Here is an 18792-nt window from a genome sequence, read left to right on the forward strand (position 1 = left end):
CGTTATGGCAACATTAACTGCAAAGAACCTTGCAAAAGCCTATAAAGGCCGTCGCGTGGTAGAAGACGTCAGCCTGACCGTCAACTCCGGGGAAATTGTCGGTCTGCTGGGGCCAAACGGTGCCGGTAAGACCACCACTTTCTACATGGTTGTTGGCATTGTGCCGCGCGATGCGGGCAACATCATTATTGATGATGACGATATCAGTCTGCTGCCTCTGCATGCACGCGCGCGCCGCGGTATCGGCTATCTGCCGCAGGAAGCCTCCATTTTCCGTCGCCTCAGCGTTTACGATAACCTGATGGCGGTACTGCAAATTCGTGACGACTTGTCTGCTGAACAACGTGAAGACCGTGCGAACGAGCTGATGGAAGAGTTTCACATTGAGCACCTGCGTGACAGCATGGGGCAGTCACTCTCCGGGGGTGAACGTCGCCGTGTAGAAATTGCCCGCGCACTGGCTGCGAATCCGAAATTTATTCTGCTCGACGAACCGTTTGCCGGGGTTGACCCGATCTCGGTTATCGACATTAAACGCATCATTGAGCACCTGCGCGACAGCGGCCTGGGCGTACTGATCACTGACCACAACGTGCGTGAAACACTGGCGGTTTGTGAACGCGCTTATATCGTCAGTCAGGGGCATTTGATCGCCCACGGCACGCCTACAGAAATCTTACAAGACGAACACGTTAAGCGTGTATACCTTGGGGAAGACTTCAGACTCTGATAGGGTAGAAGTTTGCGACGTTTTAGCAGGAGAGTACGATTCTGAACATGAAGCAAGGTTTGCAACTCAGGCTTAGCCAACAACTGGCGATGACGCCACAGCTCCAACAGGCAATTCGTCTGTTGCAGTTGTCGACGCTGGAACTTCAGCAAGAGCTACAGCAGGCGCTGGAGAGCAATCCGCTGCTTGAGCAAATCGACACTCATGAAGAAATCGACACCCGCGAAACGCAAGACAGTGAAACACTGGACACCGCCGACGCGCTCGAACAAAAAGAGATGCCGGAAGAGCTGCCGCTCGATGCCAGTTGGGACACCATTTACACCGCTGGTACACCATCCGGCACCAGCGGTGACTACATTGATGACGAGCTGCCGGTCTATCAGGGCGAAACGACGCAGACCTTACAGGATTACCTGATGTGGCAGGTCGAGTTGACACCGTTTTCCGACACTGACCGCGCGATTGCTACCTCTATCGTCGATGCCGTTGATGACACCGGTTATCTGACTGTCCCGCTGGAAGATATTCTCGAAAGTATGGGCGATGAAGAGATTGACATCGACGAAGTTGAAGCCGTCCTTAAGCGGATCCAACGGTTTGATCCAGTCGGTGTGGCGGCAAAAGATCTGCGTGACTGCCTGCTGATCCAACTCTCCCAATTCGATAAGACCACGCCATGGCTGGAAGAGGCCAGACTGATCATTAGCGATCATCTCGATCTATTAGCCAATCACGACTTCCGCACTTTAATGCGCGTCACGCGTCTGAAAGAAGATGTGCTGAAAGAAGCCGTCAATCTGATCCAGTCGCTCGATCCGCGCCCCGGGCAGTCGATCCAGACTGGCGAACCTGAGTATGTCATTCCAGATGTGCTGGTGCGTAAGCATAACGGCCACTGGACGGTAGAACTCAACAGTGACAGCATTCCGCGTCTGCAAATCAACCAGCACTACGCCTCGATGTGCAATAACGCGCGCAATGATGGTGATAGCCAGTTTATCCGCAGCAATCTGCAGGATGCCAAATGGTTGATCAAGAGTCTGGAAAGCCGTAACGATACGCTACTGCGCGTGAGTCGCTGTATCGTTGAACAGCAGCAAGCCTTCTTTGAGCAAGGTGAAGAATATATGAAACCGATGGTACTGGCCGATATCGCCCAGGCTGTCGAAATGCATGAATCGACGATATCTCGCGTGACCACGCAAAAATACCTGCATAGTCCACGAGGCATTTTTGAACTGAAATATTTCTTTTCCAGTCACGTCAATACTGAAGGCGGGGGTGAAGCCTCTTCCACAGCGATTCGTGCGCTGGTGAAGAAATTAATCGCGGCGGAAAACCCAGCGAAACCGTTGAGCGACAGCAAGTTAACCTCTTTGCTGTCGGAACAAGGTATCATGGTGGCACGCCGCACTGTTGCGAAGTACCGAGAGTCTTTATCCATTCCGCCGTCAAACCAGCGTAAACAGCTCGTTTGACCCAACCGATAAGGAAGACACTATGCAGCTCAACATTACCGGAAATAACGTCGAGATCACCGAGGCACTGCGCGAATTTGTTACAGCCAAATTTGCCAAACTTGAGCAATATTTTGACCGAATCAACCAGGTCTATGTTGTTCTGAAAGTGGAGAAAGTCACCCACACCTCAGATGCAACACTGCATGTAAACGGTGGTGAAATTCATGCCAGCGCGGAAGGTCAGGACATGTACGCTGCCATTGATGGCTTAATTGATAAGCTGGCACGCCAGTTGACCAAACATAAAGATAAACTGAAACAACACTAATTGTCCGGGCAATTAGCATGTGCATGGCGGCCTGTTGTGCGGCACAACGGGCCATTTGTACGGTTAATGCTCCGAACCTGTTCCACTGTTTGAGTGGGCAGGTTCTTAGGTGAAATTATGACAAATAATGATACAACTCTACAGCTTAGCAGTGTTCTTAACAGGGAATGTACGCGAAGCCGCGTCCACTGCCAGAGCAAAAAACGCGCCCTGGAAATCATCAGCGAGCTGGCGGCGAAACAACTTAGCCTGGCGCCTCAGGTGGTTTTTGAAGCTATCCTGACGCGGGAAAAAATGGGCAGTACCGGTATCGGCAATGGTATTGCCATTCCGCATGGCAAACTGGAAGAAGATACTCTGCGTGCCGTTGGCGTTTTCGTTCAGCTCGAAACACCTATAGCTTTCGATGCCATCGACAACCAACCGGTGGACTTACTTTTTGCCCTGCTGGTGCCGGCAGACCAAACTAAAACGCACCTGCATACTCTGTCGCTGGTGGCGAAACGTCTGGCGGACAAAACCATCTGCCGCCGTTTACGCGCAGCCCAGAGCGATGAAGAGCTGTATCAAATCATTACGGATACCGAAGGTACTCCGGATGAAGCGTAGTTATTCGGTAATGTCTCTTTTAGACGTTGTGAGGAGAAACAGTACATGGTACTGATGATCGTCAGCGGACGTTCAGGTTCAGGTAAATCTGTCGCCCTGCGTGCGCTGGAAGATATGGGTTTTTACTGCGTGGATAACCTTCCCGTAGTGTTGTTACCCGATCTGGCTCGAACTCTGGCCGATCGAGAGATTTCTGCCGCCGTCAGCATTGATGTTCGTAATATGCCGGAGTCACCAGAAATATTCGAACAGGCGATGAGTAACCTGCCTGACGCTTTCTCACCGCAACTACTGTTCCTGGATGCCGACCGTAATACCTTAATTCGTCGTTACAGTGACACGCGCCGACTGCATCCGCTTTCCAGCAAAAACCTGTCGCTGGAAAGTGCTATCGACAAAGAAAGCGATTTGCTGGAGCCTCTGCGTTCGCGAGCGGATCTGATTGTCGATACCTCAGAAATGTCCGTTCACGAGCTGGCAGAAATGCTGCGTACCCGTCTGTTGGGTAAACGTGAACGTGAACTGACCATGGTCTTTGAGTCTTTCGGCTTCAAACACGGTATCCCTATCGATGCAGATTACGTCTTTGACGTGCGCTTCTTGCCGAACCCACACTGGGATCCGAAACTGCGTCCAATGACAGGTCTTGATAAACCTGTCGCCGCGTTCCTCGACCGCCACACAGAAGTACACAATTTTATCTACCAGACGCGAAGCTATCTTGAGCTATGGTTACCTATGCTGGAAACCAACAACCGTAGCTACCTGACGGTCGCCATTGGTTGTACCGGCGGGAAGCACCGTTCGGTGTATATTGCAGAGCAACTGGCAGACTACTTCCGCTCGCGCGGTAAAAACGTCCAGTCACGCCATCGGACGCTGGAAAAACGTAAACCATGACCGTCAAGCAAACTGTTGAAATTACAAACAAGCTGGGCATGCATGCCCGGCCTGCAATGAAGCTGTTTGAATTAATGCAGGGTTTTGACGCTGAAGTGCTGTTACGTAATGACGAAGGCACCGAGGCTGAAGCCAACAGCGTTATTGCGCTGCTGATGTTGGATTCTGCCAAAGGACGGCAGATTGAAGTTGAAGCGACCGGTCCACAGGAAGAGGAAGCACTGGCCGCCGTTATCGCCCTCTTTAACTCTGGTTTTGATGAAGATTAATCTTCATCACTTTGACATTCAAATCCCTTCAAGCTCCCCCGGCAATAAGAAAAGCGCGTACTGAAATCGTTATCAATCAACGTCGATTGTACATTTCGTGCGCTTTTTACTTTCAGAAGAACCTTAAGAAAACCTTAAGAAGCATTGTTTAGATTTCGTTTAAGTTAATCGACCATACTGGAGATCGTCAGAAAATATTTCCAGGAGATGGCATGATTCGCTTATCTGAACAAAGTCCCCTGGGCACCGGAAGACATCGGAAATGTTATGCGCATCCGGAAGATGCCCAACGCTGTATCAAGATTGTCTACCATCGTGGCGATGGTGGCGATAAAGAGATCCGCCGTGAGTTAAAGTACTACGCGCATCTTGGTCGCCGGTTAAAAGACTGGAGTGGAATACCGCGCTATCACGGTACCGTTGAGACGGATTGCGGAACCGGTTATGTCTACGATGTGATTGCCGATTTCGACGGCAAGCCTTCCATTACGCTGACCGAATTTGCAGAACAATGCCGTTACGAAGAAGACATTGCACAACTGCGCCAGTTACTGAAACAGCTGAAGCGTTATTTGCAGGATAACCGTATCGTGACGATGTCGCTGAAGCCGCAGAATATCCTCTGTCACCGCATCAGTGAGTCAGAGGTTATCCCCGTCGTCTGCGACAACATTGGTGAAAGCACATTGATTCCACTGGCGACCTGGTCGAAGTGGTGTTGTCTGCGTAAGCAAGAGCGGTTATGGAAACGATTTATCGCCCAACCGGCGCTGGCTATTGCCCTGCAGAAAGATCTGCAACCTCGTGAGAGCAAAACGCTGGCCCTCACTTCGCGCGAAGCTTAATCAAGCTGGTGTTGTTGCATAAACGGCTCACCGCCTAACTGATACATCTGCCGTAAAATCCACGCCTGACGGCTACGCACATAGCCCGATGGCGCGGAGACTTTGAAACGAAGTGGATTAGGTAATACAGCTGCCAGTAATGCAGCTTCCGACCGGGTAAGTTTGCTCGCGGGTTTGTGGAAATAACGTTGTGCCGCAGCTTCGACGCCAAACACACCGTCGCCAAATTCGGCGATATTCAGGTAAACCGTCAGGATACGCTTTTTGCTCCAGACTGTTTCTATCCCCAGCGTTAATCCGGCTTCCAGCCCTTTTCGAACCCAGCTACGCCCATCCCATAAAAAGAGATTTTTGGCTGTCTGCTGAGAAATCGTTGAAGCACCGCGAATACGGTTTTCATTGCGCTCGTTGTGCGCCAGGGCTTGCTCAATGGAAGCGACATCAAAGCCCCAGTGCTCAGGAAATTTCTGATCTTCTGCGGCAATCACCGCCAGTCCCATCCACGGCGAGATTTGATCCATACTGACCCAGTCAGAATGTGCCACGTAACGAAAATTGCCATGCAGCCAGGCGCTGACTTGCCGCTCGACCATTACCGCTGAGAAAGGAACAGGCGCAACGCTAAACAACGCGATGCCCCCGCCCCAGAAAATGGCGAGGACAACCATTAACCGCAGAAGAAAACGGCGAACGAAACTAAACACCGTTAAGCGGCTTTTACTCATTCAGCCAGAACCAGCACGCGGGAAACCAGCTTATCAATGCCGCTCGCCGCTTCTGCAATGTTCTGCGCCAGCATATATGCCGGGGTGGTGACAATCTTATTGTCTTCATCAACCACGATATCATCGACAGGACACGGCACATGCTCCGCGCCCATCTCTTCCAGCACTTCTGCGGTATCGATATCAGTACCGATGGTCAAACGTAGCGGGAAATCGAAAATTTTCGGCAGTATCGCCGGTGCAATACACATAAAACCAAGCGGTTTTCCGGCCTGATGCATCGCTTGTGCCAGCGCCTTTAATTCACGGTCAACGGTGCATTCGCTACCAAGACTGGCAAAATTGCTTAAATTCTTCGCCGCGCCAAAACCCCCCGGCACAATCAACGCATCCAGTTCAGCGGCATCGGCCTGGGCCAGAGGACGGATTTCACCGCGCGTTATTCGTGCCGCTTCAATCAGCACATTGCGCGTTTCCGTCATCGCTTCACCAGTTAAATGGTTGATAACATCAACCTGCTGCTTATCCGGTGCAAAGCAAACCGCCTGCGCACCGCTGCGTGAAATAGCTAACAACGTCAATACCGCTTCATGAATTTCAGAACCGTCATAGACGCCGCATCCGCTCAGAATTACGCCAATTTTCTTCATTGTGATCTTCCTTTCGCAATTGACTGAAACACATTAATTTTTTTAATAAAAATGCTACGCATCACACATTTAACTGATTCATGTAACAAATCATTTAAGTTTTGCTATCTTAACTGCGTGCGGCCTGAAAAACAGTGCTGTGCCCTTGTAACTCATCATAATAATTTACGGCGCAGCCAAGATTTCCCTGGTGTTGGCGCAGTATTCGCGCACCCCGGTCTAGCCGGGGTCATTTTTTAGTGGCTTTTGCCACCCACGCTTTCAGTACTTCTACGTCGTGACGCCACTCTTCTTTCATCTCTTCAATCCATTCACCGACGTTATCTTCCCAGGCGGGAAGGTCAGGAGACTGAATTTGCTGACCCAGCTGTTGCAGATGGCGTAACCCCACTGACCCCGCCGCACCTTTAATTTTATGCCCTTCCTCAACAATGCCTTTTTTATCCTGCGCCGTCAGATTCGACTCCAGCACGCTGACATAGCCCGGCATCATTCTCTCAAACACCGCTAACCCGTCGGTGATCAGCTTCGGTCCTACAAGTTCGAGATACTGTTCCAGCATGGGAATATCGAGCAATGCTTCTGATTTACTGTTCTCTTCTGTCGTCACCGTACTCTCCTCATCATCCTGGGTATCCCAGAATTTCTTGATCATCGCGGTTAGCGCCGGAACAGAAAGCGGCTTACTCAGCACATCATCCATTCCAGCATTGAGGTACTCTTGCTTGTCTTTCAGCACGTTAGCGGTTAAGGCCACCAGCGGCGGTAAATCCTCGCGCGGATAACGCTTCGTCAGTTCACGAGAGATATCCAGCCCGGTCATATCTGGCAACTGAATATCCAGCAATACCAGGTCGTATTCGCCCGGTTTAAACATCTCCAGCGCCGCCTTGCCGGTCATGGCGACATCAACGCTGTTACCTAATTTTTCCAGCACAGAACGCGCGACAATCACGTTCAGTTCAATGTCTTCCACCAGCAGCACATTCAGCGCCGGTAAAGGCATATCGTCTTCATCAAACGCATCATCAACCTCTTCTGCTACCGACGGTGCGTGGATCGTCAACGTAAAGGTTGAACCTTTGCCCTGTTCGCTGGTAACCGTAATATCGCCGCCCATATTTTTCGCCAGACGACGAGAAACGGCCAGACCAATACCGGTGCCGGTGGCAGGTTTACCGCCATGACTGTCTTTCACCTGGTAATACATGGCGAAGATTTTATCCAGCTCATCCTGCGGAATGCCGATACCAGAGTCTTCCACTTCAAAATGCAGCATATCGCCTTCATCGTAGCGCACGCGCACGGTAACCTGGCCTTGCTGAGTGAATTTGACGGCGTTACTGATGAGGTTCCACAAGATCTGCCGTAAACGCGTCCCGTCGGTAATGACCTGATGCGGTAATGGCAGCGTCGGCTCCAGATTAAAGCGCAATCCTTTTTGTTGCGCCTGCAATGCGGAGAGATTTTCCAGATCGGCAAGGAAGCTGGTGAAATCAACCGGCTGATTATCAAGCTGGACCTTGCGCCGTTCCATCTTATCCATGTCGATAATATCGTTGAAGATATTCCCCAGCGTGACAGCCGAAACATGGATGGTTTTGAGATATTTTTCCTGCTCGGCGGTGAGTTCAGTATCCAGCAGAATGCGGCTCAGGCCGACGATACCGTTCAGCGGTGTACGCAATTCGTGACTGATGGTGGAGATAAACGTCGTTTTGTCGCGGCTGGCGCGTTCAAGCGCATCCTGATACCGCTTACGCTCGGTAATGTCGCGACCAAAGCCCATCAAACCGTGACGTTTACCCACGCGGTCGTAGTACGGCACTTTACGGATTTCAAAGCAGGCTTTGCGTCCGTCGGGATAATCCAGCCACTGCTCATAGGTCAGTGACACATTATGACGGAACACTTTTTCATCGGTTTCAATGACTTTCGCAGCGGCTTCTGGTGAGTAAACATCAGCAGGTTTCAGGTGAACCAGTTGTTTTTCGCTTTTTCCGGTCAGCAGCTCCATCGCGCGGTTACAGCCGGAAAACTCTTTATCTTCGTTACGATAAAAAACCAGGTCGGGTGAAGCGTCAAGGAAGGAACGTAAGAATGAGGATTGCTGCTCGAGCTGAATTTGTGTCTCTTCGCGCTCTTTGATTTCAATTTTCAGTTGGCCGAAGGTTTCCTGCAGTTCTGCTTCCGCTTTTTCACGAACGGCGATTTCCTGATTTAGCTGGGCAATATTATCTTTTAACTGAACGTTGAGGCTCAAATCGCGCTCGCGCATCTCCTCCAGTTTTTGCACCAGTCGTGACAGACGTTGTCGTGACTCCTCCAGTTGCTCGACGACCACCGATAGAAAGTAGACCGCCCACGGCGTAATCAGCAAACCAAAGAAGATAGAACGAATAACATCAATGCTTTCGACCTGACCATGCAGCACCATGGTTACCGCCATTTGTACCACAATGGCAAGAACGACGAGGGCCAGCGCCAGCAACATTGAGAAGCGCACCAGACCTAACTTCATCATCAGGTCAACATAATACTGCGCCAGCAGACGAATTTGCTTCATTAGGGAATTCCTTCACGACAACCTGCCCCAATAATACCCAATTCTGACAGTTACGTTATAAATTGTGTGAGAAATGCGGAATTCCCCTCAATGGCCTACGCCGTTGGAGGTAGCCACGGACGTCCCAGCGCCGATCCCTGTACGCCATGTTCATTCAGATAACGATCCAGCTCGACCATTCCCGTCCATCGATTTTCGCACCACAGCGGAGCAAGCAGCGTCGGGCGACGGGCGCTGGCGGAAATACGGTGGTAGATAACTTCCGGTGGCGTATGGCGAATCATTTCTCCGGCAGTGAGCGTGTAATCCTCCAGTTCAATTCCGTTCAAACGCCCCGCTTCCCAGGCTTTCGCCATAATGCTGCCTTTCACTATATGCAGCGGATGCAGCTTTATGCCGTCCACGCCGGTTTCAACCACTCGCTCCAGCGTTTGCAAACATTCAGCCTGCCCTTCGCCAGGCAGGCCAACAATTAAGTGAGAGCACACCTTCAGCCCACGCTCACGCGCCAGCTGCGTCGTGCGCTGATAGCAGGCAAAATCATGACCGCGATTTATGCGATGCAGTGTTTTGTCGTGGGCGGTTTGTAGCCCCAGCTCCAGCCACACTTCGTAGCCCTGGTCCTTATATTCGCAAAGCAGATCCAGCACCGCATCCGGCACGCAGTCCGGGCGGGTACCAACACACAAACCGACAATATTGGCCTGGCTCACCGCCTGCTGATACATCGAACGCAGCACCTGAACTTCCGCAAAGGTGCTGGTATACGCCTGAAAGTAGGCCAGATAGCGTTTAGCGCGGTTAACTAAATTCGCCTGGTGCGCCAGTTGCTCGGCAATGGAACGATGCTGCTGCGCTTCATCGGCAAACGAGGCAACATTACAGAATGTGCAGCCGCCACGCCCGATGGTACCGTCACGGTTAGGGCAGCTAAAACCGCCGTGCAGCGTCAGCTTATGCACCTTTTGCCCATAACGACGGGTGAGATCACCACCAAACATATTGACTAATTTCTGTAACTGCATAATCTGATAGACCGCGCCTTGAAAAGAGGCCAAAGCCTGCCATTTTTAGCCCAATTCGGCGATGACCTGGATCAATCGTCCCAGCCTGCTTTTATCAACTGCATAACCAATCAAAATTACCGAAATTTCATGCACAATCACATAAATCACTGTTGCTTATCTTGTGTCAGATTTTTTTATCTTCTTATGGATTTTAGGCAAAAACAGTAGCATGAAACGTTATTACCAATTAAGGCAGTATAAAATGCTGGCTTTCTCATCAATTCAAGGCAGGATAAGGGTTAACACGCCTTTATGACAGTCAGGAATTGGCTGTTTCTCTAACGACACCCCTTTTAGCCTTAAATAGAAAATCCACTTTAATTTCATACAATTAATAAAGAATTTTGCGCTAAAGCACATTTCTGTACCAATAAGCTTGCCATTTGACCTGTATCAGCTTTCCCGATAAGTTGGAAATCCGCTGGAAGCTTTCTGGATGAGCAGCCTGCTCATCATATTTATGCAGTAATTGAGATCCCCTCTTCACCGTATTAACCGATGCGAAAAGGACAACAAGGGGGCGAATGCGAGGTGCGCGTATGACACGCAAACCCCGTCGCCACGCTCTTACTGTGCCCGTGCGCAGCGGTTCGGAAGTGGGGTTCCCGCAGAGCCTGGGGGAGGTTCACGATATGTTGTACGATAAATCCCTTGAGAGGGATAACTGTGGTTTCGGCCTGATCGCCCACATAGAAGGCGAACCTAGCCACAAGGTAGTGCGTACTGCAATACACGCACTGGCCCGCATGCAGCACCGTGGCGCGATTCTCGCCGATGGTAAAACCGGTGACGGTTGCGGCTTGCTGTTACAAAAACCGGATCGTTTTTTTCGCATCGTTGCGCAGGAGCGCGGCTGGCGTTTAGCAAAAAACTACGCCGTCGGGATGCTCTTCCTGAATAAAGATCCTGAACTCGCCGCTGCCGCACGCCGCATCGTTGAAGAAGAGCTGCAACGCGAAACGTTGTCGATTGTGGGCTGGCGTGATGTCCCCACTAACGAAGGCGTGCTGGGTGAAATCGCCCTCTCCTCTCTGCCACGCATTGAGCAAATTTTTGTGAACGCCCCGGCAGGCTGGCGTCCGCGCGATATGGAGCGCCGTCTGTTTATCGCCCGCCGCCGCATTGAAAAGCGTCTCGAAGCCGACAAAGACTTCTACGTCTGTAGCCTGTCGAATCTGGTCAATATTTATAAAGGTCTGTGTATGCCGGCGGATCTGCCGCGCTTCTACCTGGACCTCGCGGACCTGCGTCTGGAATCGGCCATCTGCCTGTTTCACCAGCGCTTTTCCACTAACACCGTACCGCGCTGGCCGCTGGCGCAGCCGTTCCGCTACCTCGCGCATAACGGTGAAATCAACACCATCACTGGTAACCGCCAATGGGCGCGTGCGCGTACCTATAAATTCCAGACGCCGCTGATCCCTGACCTGCACGACGCCGCGCCGTTCGTCAACGAAACCGGCTCTGACTCCAGTTCGATGGATAACATGCTGGAACTCCTGCTGGCAGGTGGGATGGATATCATCCGTGCCATGCGTCTGTTAGTGCCACCTGCCTGGCAGAACAACCCGGATATGGACCCGGAACTGCGTGCCTTCTTTGACTTTAACTCCATGCATATGGAGCCGTGGGATGGCCCGGCAGGCATCGTGATGTCTGACGGTCGTTTTGCCGCCTGTAACCTCGACCGTAACGGTCTGCGTCCGGCGCGCTACGTCATCACCAAAGATAAGCTCATTACCTGCGCCTCTGAAGTCGGTATCTGGGATTATCAGCCTGACGAAGTGGTCGAAAAAGGCCGCGTGGGGCCAGGCGAACTGATGGTTATCGACACCCGCAGTGGGCGTATTCTGCACTCGGCAGAAACCGATGACGATCTGAAAAGCCGCCACCCTTATAAAGAGTGGATGGAGAAAAACGTCCGCCGTCTGGTACCGTTTGAAGATCTGCCCGATGAAGAAGTGGGTAGCCGCGAACTGGACGACGACACGCTTGCCAGCTACCAGAAACAATTTAACTACAGCGCGGAAGAGCTGGATTCGGTGATCCGCGTACTGGGTGAAAACGGTCAGGAAGCGGTCGGTTCGATGGGCGACGATACCCCATTCGCCGTGCTCTCCAGCCAGCCGCGCATTATTTACGACTACTTCCGCCAGCAGTTTGCTCAGGTAACCAACCCGCCAATCGACCCGCTGCGCGAAGCGCATGTTATGTCGCTCGCCACCAGTATCGGTCGTGAAATGAACGTCTTCTGTGAAGCAGAAGGCCAGGCGCACCGTTTAAGCTTTAAATCGCCGATTCTGCTCTATTCCGATTTCAAACAGCTCACGACGATGAAAGAGGATCACTACCGCGCAGATACGCTGGATATCACCTTTGACGTCACTAAAACCACGCTCGAAGCGACGGTGAAAGAACTGTGTGACAAAGCCGAAAAAATGGTACGTAGCGGCACCGTGCTGCTGGTGCTCTCCGACCGGAATATCGCTAAAGATCGCCTGCCGGTTCCGGCTCCGATGGCGGTTGGCGCGATCCAGACCCGTCTGGTCGAGCAAAGCCTGCGTTGCGATGCCAACATCATCGTAGAAACCGCCAGCGCCCGTGATCCGCACCACTTCGCCGTGTTGCTGGGTTTCGGCGCGACGGCTATTTATCCATACCTTGCCTATGAAACGCTGGGCCGCCTGGTAGACACCCACGCGATTGCCAAAGATTATCGTACCGTGATGCTCAACTATCGTAACGGCATCAACAAAGGCTTGTACAAAATCATGTCCAAAATGGGCATCTCCACCATCGCCTCTTACCGCTGCTCGAAACTGTTTGAAGCGGTCGGTCTGCACGATGATGTCGTGGGCCTGTGCTTCCAGGGGGCAGTTAGCCGCATTGGGGGGGCGAGCTTTGAAGACTTCCAGCAGGATCTGCTGAATCTGTCGAAACGAGCCTGGCTGGCGCGTAAGCCTATCAGCCAGGGCGGCCTGCTGAAATATGTACACGGTGGCGAATACCACGCCTACAACCCGGACGTGGTGCGCACGCTGCAACAGGCGGTACAGAGCGGCGAGTATAGCGACTATCAGGAATACGCGAAGCTGGTTAATGAGCGTCCGGCAACCACGCTACGCGATCTGCTGGCAATTACGCCGGGTGAAAACGCGGTCAACATTGCTGATGTTGAACCGGCAAGCGAACTGTTTAAACGCTTCGATACCGCCGCGATGTCTATCGGTGCGTTAAGCCCGGAAGCCCACGAGGCGCTGGCGGAAGCGATGAACAGCATCGGCGGTAACTCAAACTCCGGCGAAGGCGGTGAAGACCCGGCGCGCTATGGCACTAACAAAGTGTCGCGCATCAAGCAGGTAGCGTCCGGTCGCTTTGGGGTTACTCCGGCGTATCTGGTCAATGCCGACGTCATTCAGATAAAAGTCGCCCAGGGCGCGAAGCCGGGTGAAGGTGGTCAGTTACCGGGTGATAAAGTCACTCCTTACATTGCCAAACTGCGCTATTCGGTGCCGGGCGTGACGCTGATCTCCCCGCCGCCGCACCACGATATCTACTCTATTGAGGATTTAGCGCAGCTGATTTTCGACCTCAAGCAGGTCAATCCAAAAGCGATGATCTCCGTGAAGCTGGTTTCCGAACCGGGCGTAGGCACCATCGCGACTGGCGTGGCAAAAGCTTATGCCGATTTAATCACCATCGCAGGCTATGACGGCGGCACCGGCGCAAGTCCGCTTTCATCGGTGAAATACGCAGGCTGTCCGTGGGAGCTGGGGCTTGTTGAAACCCAACAGGCGCTGGTTGCCAACGGCTTGCGTCACAAGATCCGTTTGCAGGTCGATGGCGGCCTGAAAACGGGTGTCGATATCATCAAAGCGGCGATTCTTGGCGCGGAAAGTTTTGGCTTCGGCACTGGCCCGATGGTAGCGCTTGGCTGTAAATATCTGCGAATTTGCCACCTGAACAACTGCGCCACGGGTGTAGCAACTCAGGATGACAAACTGCGTAAGAATCACTATCACGGCCTGCCGTTCAAAGTGACTAATTACTTTGAGTTTATCGCCCGTGAAACCCGCGAGCTGATGGCACAGCTGGGGGTAACGCGTCTGGTGGATCTGATTGGTCGCACCGACCTGCTGAAAGAGCTGGACGGTTTCACCGCCAAACAGCAGAAACTGGCACTGTCGAAGCTGCTGGAGACTGCCGAGCCGCATCCTGGTAAAGCGCTCTACTGCACCGAAAACAACCCGCCGTTTGATAACGGCCTGCTGAACGCGCAGTTGCTGCAACAGGCAAAACCGTTTGTCGATGAACGCCAGAGCAAAACCTTCTGGTTCGATATCCGCAACACCGACCGTTCTGTCGGCGCGTCGCTTTCAGGCTATATCGCCCAGACGCACGGCGATCAGGGGCTGGCAGCCGATCCTATCAAAGCGTACTTCAACGGCACTGCAGGCCAGAGCTTCGGCGTGTGGAACGCGGGCGGCGTGGAACTGTACCTGACCGGTGATGCCAACGACTATGTTGGTAAAGGCATGGCGGGCGGCTTAATCGCCATTCGTCCTCCGGTTGGTTCCGCCTTCCGCAGCCATGAAGCGAGCATTATCGGCAACACCTGCCTGTATGGCGCGACCGGTGGTCGTCTGTATGCCGCAGGCCGCGCGGGTGAACGTTTCGGCGTGCGTAACTCCGGTGCTATCACCGTGGTAGAAGGCATTGGCGACAACGGCTGTGAATATATGACGGGTGGTATCGTCTGTATTCTGGGTAAAACCGGCGTTAACTTCGGCGCGGGCATGACTGGCGGCTTCGCTTACGTTCTCGATGAAAGCGGCGATTTCCGCAAACGCGTTAACCCGGAGCTGGTCGAGGTCTTAAGCGTTGACGATCTGGCGATCCATGAAGAGCATCTGCGTGGTCTTATCACCGAGCATGTTCAGCATACCGGTTCCCAGCGTGGTGAAGAGATTCTGGCGAACTGGTCAACCTTCGCCACTAAATTTGCGCTGGTTAAACCGAAGTCCAGTGATGTAAAAGCACTGCTGGGTCACCGTAGTCGTAGCGCAGCAGAGTTGCGCGTGCAGGCGCAGTAAGGGGTAGCAACAATGAGTCAGAATGTTTATCAATTTATCGACCTGCAGCGCGTTGATCCGCCAAAGAAACCGCTGAAGATCCGCAAAATTGAGTTTGTTGAAATTTACGAGCCGTTTTCCGAAGGCCAGGCCAAAGCGCAGGCTGACCGCTGCCTGTCGTGCGGCAACCCATACTGCGAGTGGAAATGCCCGGTACACAACTACATCCCAAACTGGCTGAAGCTCGCCAATGAGGGGCGTATTTTTGAAGCGGCGGAACTGTCGCACCAGACAAACACCCTGCCGGAAGTTTGCGGACGTGTCTGCCCGCAAGACCGTCTGTGCGAAGGTTCCTGCACCCTGAACGATGAGTTCGGTGCGGTGACCATCGGCAACATTGAGCGTTATATCAATGATAAAGCGTTCGAGATGGGCTGGCGTCCGGATATGTCCGGCGTGAAACAGACCGGTAAAAAAGTGGCGATTATCGGCGCAGGTCCGGCGGGTCTGGCGTGCGCGGATGTCCTGACGCGCAACGGCGTAAAAGCGATCGTCTTCGACCGTCACCCAGAAATTGGCGGCTTGCTGACCTTCGGTATTCCGGCTTTCAAGCTGGAAAAAGAGGTAATGACGCGCCGCCGTGAAATCTTCACCGGCATGGGTATTGAATTCAAACTCAATACCGAAGTGGGCCGCGACGTGCAGCTGGACGATCTGCTGAGTGATTACGATGCCGTGTTCCTTGGCGTCGGGACTTATCAGTCAATGCGCGGCGGGCTGGAAAACGAAGACGCCGATGGCGTGTACGCAGCGCTGCCGTTCCTTATCGCCAACACCAAACAGTTAATGGGCTTTGGTGAAACCCGCGACGAACCGTTCGTCAGCATGGAAGGCAAACGCGTGGTGGTCCTTGGCGGTGGCGACACTGCGATGGACTGCGTGCGCACGTCTGTACGCCAGGGGGCAAAGCACGTTACCTGTGCCTATCGTCGTGATGAAGAGAACATGCCGGGTTCCCGCCGCGAAGTGAAAAACGCGCGGGAAGAAGGTGTTGAGTTCAAATTCAACGTCCAGCCGCTGGGTATAGAAGTGAATGGCAACGGCAAAGTCAGCGGCGTAAAAATGGTGCGCACAGAAATGGGCGAACCGGATGCCAAAGGCCGTCGCCGCGCGGAGATTGTGGCAGGTTCCGAACATATCGTTCCGGCAGATGCGGTGATCATGGCGTTTGGTTTCCGTCCACACAACATGGAATGGCTGGCAAAACACAGCGTCGAGCTGGATTCGCAGGGGCGCATCATCGCCCCGGAAGGCAGCGACAACGCTTTCCAGACCAGCAACCCGAAAATCTTTGCTGGCGGCGATATCGTCCGTGGTTCCGATCTGGTCGTTACCGCCATCGCCGAAGGTCGCAAAGCGGCAGACGGCATTATGAACTGGCTGGAAGTTTAAGCGAGGTAACAATGAATTCGCCAGACAGTGTCTGGCGAATTTATAAAACGAGCTATCCAACTAAATTTTAAGCCATTAAATCAGCCTTAACCTTCACTACCACCTTTTTAATCTCACCAGGTTCGCCAACAACGCATCCCGGTTTATGCGGTTCTCCTGGCATAAACACGGCGAACATTCCCGGTTTCAGGATGATGGCTTGCTCGTTTTCAATGGCGCTGCAAAGCTGATAATCATCTTCATGGTGGAACTCTTCACACTGACGCGCAGTGCCTGCCATGCCAAACAGAATCCGTTCCTCACCGTTTAATAACAGCTGGATATCAATGTATTGTTCGTGCAATTCGGCTTTTTTCTCAACGGGCGATTGAGTATTAAATGTCATGACATTCATAAAGATATTGTCGCCCTGTAATTCGTAACGGCCAGGCGCTTTTTCTTGCGGTCTGGCAGCTAATGCCAACGTTAACGCGTCCTGTAACGCAGGATGTAATCCGGCAGACGGTAATGACTGTACTTCACCCATCATCATAATATTTCTCCCTGGGCCAACAGCGCAGCCCCAAGTAAACCTGCATCGTGGCGGTAGTGCGCCGCCAGTAAATCAACATGAAATGCCGCTGGCTCCTGCGCCAGATACGTTTCCACCAGCGCCAGATACCCTTCTGCCAGACCAACGCTGCCACCGACCACCACGCACTGGCAATCAGTTGTGGCTTTAATATCAGCGATCAGCCTTGCAAGCGTACGTGCGGAGCGGTGAATCAGTTGCTGCGCCTGCTCATCGCCCTGCCCGGCGCGCGTGAAAATAGTTTTCGCATTCGCACCAGCCAACTCCCCCTGCGCTGCAGCTGCAATGCCGCGACCAGAAGCAATCGCTTCCACGCAACCTGTGCGTCCACAGCCGCAGACTGGACCATGCGGATCGGCAAGCGTATGCCCGATATGCCCCGCCAGACCGCCAGGGCCGGTACGCAGTTTACCGCCGCTCACTACACCGCCGCCAACGCCGGTGGAAACAGTGATAAACACCATATCGGTTATATCGCCATCCAGCGCCTGATACTCCGCCCATGCTGCGGCCTGCGCATCATTAATGGCAATGGTCGGCAAATTGGTAAGTTGCTCCAGCGTTTTGACTAACGGAAAGTGTAACAATCCACCGAGATTATGCGGATTCAGCGCCAGCAAGCTGCCGTCGCGAATAATTCCGGTTGAAGCGATAGCAACCCGCTGCGCATGTGCTTGCAACGGAGAGACTAATGCGGATAAGGCATCACGCAGCGCCTGCGGAGTCTGGCTGGCAGGCGTAGGAAGTTCTCGGCGATCGCGGATCTGCCCGTCAGCGCCAATCAGCGCGGCGGCAAGTTTAGTACCGCCGATATCAATCGCCAGTGTGGTCATAGCACCGCCTTTTTCATCGCTGTGTTGTACCACTGACAAATGTGTTCAAGACGCGTAATGGCAGAACCGACCGTCACCGCCCACGCGCCGTGGCGCATCGCATCCGCCGCCTGAGCAGGCGTGTTGTAACGCCCTTCGGCAATCACCCGGCATCCGGCGTCACTCAACGTTTTCACCAGCGCCAGATCCGGCTCTTCTGGCGTTTCAGGCGTGGTATAGCCAGAAAGCGTAGTGCCAATAATTTCGGCTCCCAGCTTTTGGCATGCCAGGCCGTCTTCCGGCGTTGAGCAGTCGGTCATCGCCAGTAAACCGTGATGGTGAATACGTGCCAGCAGCGTTTCAACAGGCACCGGACGCGGTCGGTCAGTGCCGTCAATGGCGATAATGTCCGCGCCCGCCTGCGCCAGCGCATCAACATCTTCAATATAGGCCGTGATGCGTACCGGAGAATCCTCCAGATCGCGCTTCACAATCCCAATAATCGGCACGCTCACCACCGCACGCGTGGCTTGCAGATTTGCCACACCTTCAATACGAATGGCAACCGCGCCCGCCTGCTCTGCCGCTAATGCCATGGCAGCGACGATTTCGGGTTTATCGAGCGGGCTGTCCGGAACCGGCTGGCAGGAGACAATCAGGCCACCGTTAGCAGCGATTTTTTGATCCAGTTGTGCAAGTAACGACATACATCTTCCCTTAGCGAAAGGCCCGG

Annotated in this window: 16 protein-coding genes; 9 read left to right on the forward strand and 7 right to left on the reverse strand. The window is 53.0% G+C overall.

From position 1 onward, the window contains the following. Nucleotides 1–4: 4 nt before the first annotated feature. The 7 genes from lptB (at nt 5) to yrbL (ending at nt 5144) form a co-directional block, all read left to right on the forward strand. Nucleotides 5–730 carry an LPS export ABC transporter ATP-binding protein gene (gene lptB / locus ACJHX4_RS08605; protein WP_000224099.1) on the forward strand — a complete coding sequence of 242 codons (726 nt, stop codon included), beginning with the start codon at nt 5–7 and terminating at the stop codon, nt 728–730. A gap of 47 nt (nt 731–777) precedes the next feature. Continuing rightward, nucleotides 778–2211, forward strand: coding sequence for an RNA polymerase factor sigma-54 (gene rpoN, locus ACJHX4_RS08610; RefSeq protein ID WP_000809051.1), 1434 nt, complete (start codon nt 778–780; stop codon nt 2209–2211). A gap of 22 nt (nt 2212–2233) precedes the next feature. Further along, nucleotides 2234–2521, forward strand: coding sequence for a ribosome hibernation promoting factor (gene hpf / locus ACJHX4_RS08615; protein ID WP_001176599.1), 288 nt, complete (start codon nt 2234–2236; stop codon nt 2519–2521). 117 nt (nt 2522–2638) lie between these two features. Then, nucleotides 2639–3130 carry a PTS IIA-like nitrogen regulatory protein PtsN gene (gene ptsN / locus ACJHX4_RS08620; RefSeq protein WP_000183674.1) on the forward strand — a complete coding sequence of 164 codons (492 nt, stop codon included), beginning with the start codon at nt 2639–2641 and terminating at the stop codon, nt 3128–3130. Between the two features lie 45 nt (nt 3131–3175). Continuing rightward, complete coding sequence (rapZ, locus tag ACJHX4_RS08625; RefSeq protein WP_000243741.1) at nt 3176–4030, forward strand: RNase adapter RapZ; 855 nt, start codon at nt 3176–3178, stop codon at nt 4028–4030. Beyond that, nucleotides 4027–4299: a PTS phosphocarrier protein NPr gene (gene npr, locus ACJHX4_RS08630; RefSeq protein ID WP_000216791.1), complete on the forward strand. Its 273-nt coding sequence runs from the start codon at nt 4027–4029 to the stop codon at nt 4297–4299. The genes rapZ and npr overlap by 4 nt, the downstream gene beginning before the upstream one ends. 212 nt (nt 4300–4511) lie before the next feature. Further along, a complete protein-coding gene (gene yrbL / locus ACJHX4_RS08635) occupies nt 4512–5144 on the forward strand; it encodes a PhoP regulatory network protein YrbL (protein ID WP_000620405.1) in 633 nt (210 codons plus the stop codon). Here yrbL and mtgA read toward each other — a convergent pair. The 4 genes from mtgA to ACJHX4_RS08655 all read right to left on the reverse strand — a co-directional run bounded on the left by mtgA (nt 5141) and on the right by ACJHX4_RS08655 (nt 10110). Next, complete coding sequence (gene mtgA, locus ACJHX4_RS08640; RefSeq protein ID WP_000047069.1) at nt 5141–5869, reverse strand: monofunctional biosynthetic peptidoglycan transglycosylase; 729 nt, start codon at nt 5867–5869, stop codon at nt 5141–5143. The genes yrbL and mtgA overlap by 4 nt on opposite strands. Then, nucleotides 5866–6519 (reverse strand): isoprenoid biosynthesis glyoxalase ElbB, encoded by a 654-nt coding sequence (elbB, locus tag ACJHX4_RS08645; protein WP_000719791.1) that lies wholly within the window; start codon nt 6517–6519, stop codon nt 5866–5868. Before elbB ends, mtgA begins: the two co-directional genes overlap by 4 nt. Nucleotides 6520–6748: 229 nt before the next feature. After that, complete coding sequence (gene arcB / locus ACJHX4_RS08650; protein ID WP_000809780.1) at nt 6749–9085, reverse strand: aerobic respiration two-component sensor histidine kinase ArcB; 2337 nt, start codon at nt 9083–9085, stop codon at nt 6749–6751. Nucleotides 9086–9180: 95 nt separating this feature from the next. Continuing rightward, nucleotides 9181–10110, reverse strand: coding sequence for a TIGR01212 family radical SAM protein (locus tag ACJHX4_RS08655; protein WP_001296449.1), 930 nt, complete (start codon nt 10108–10110; stop codon nt 9181–9183). Nucleotides 10111–10784: 674 nt separating this feature from the next. Between ACJHX4_RS08655 and gltB the strand changes: the two genes are divergently transcribed. Beyond that, nucleotides 10785–15245: a glutamate synthase large subunit gene (gltB, locus tag ACJHX4_RS08660; protein WP_001351033.1), complete on the forward strand. Its 4461-nt coding sequence runs from the start codon at nt 10785–10787 to the stop codon at nt 15243–15245. Nucleotides 15246–15257: 12 nt separating this feature from the next. Beyond that, nucleotides 15258–16676, forward strand: coding sequence for a glutamate synthase subunit GltD (gltD, locus tag ACJHX4_RS08665; protein WP_000081656.1), 1419 nt, complete (start codon nt 15258–15260; stop codon nt 16674–16676). Between the two features lie 67 nt (nt 16677–16743). Here gltD and nanQ read toward each other — a convergent pair whose 3' ends face one another. The 3 genes from nanQ to ACJHX4_RS08680 are packed head-to-tail and all read right to left on the reverse strand — an operon-like array spanning nt 16744 to nt 18766. After that, nucleotides 16744–17208 carry an N-acetylneuraminate anomerase gene (gene nanQ / locus ACJHX4_RS08670; RefSeq protein ID WP_000979876.1) on the reverse strand — a complete coding sequence of 155 codons (465 nt, stop codon included), beginning with the start codon at nt 17206–17208 and terminating at the stop codon, nt 16744–16746. Beyond that, nucleotides 17205–18080, reverse strand: coding sequence for an N-acetylmannosamine kinase (gene nanK / locus ACJHX4_RS08675; RefSeq protein ID WP_000209057.1), 876 nt, complete (start codon nt 18078–18080; stop codon nt 17205–17207). The genes nanQ and nanK overlap by 4 nt, the downstream gene beginning before the upstream one ends. Continuing rightward, nucleotides 18077–18766 (reverse strand): N-acetylmannosamine-6-phosphate 2-epimerase, encoded by a 690-nt coding sequence (locus ACJHX4_RS08680; protein ID WP_000054239.1) that lies wholly within the window; start codon nt 18764–18766, stop codon nt 18077–18079. The genes nanK and ACJHX4_RS08680 overlap by 4 nt, the downstream gene beginning before the upstream one ends. Nucleotides 18767–18792 lie beyond the last annotated feature (26 nt).

This window comes from Escherichia sp. WS2035, assembly GCF_046487065.1.
Taxonomy (GTDB): Bacteria; Pseudomonadota; Gammaproteobacteria; order Enterobacterales; family Enterobacteriaceae; genus Escherichia; species Escherichia coli.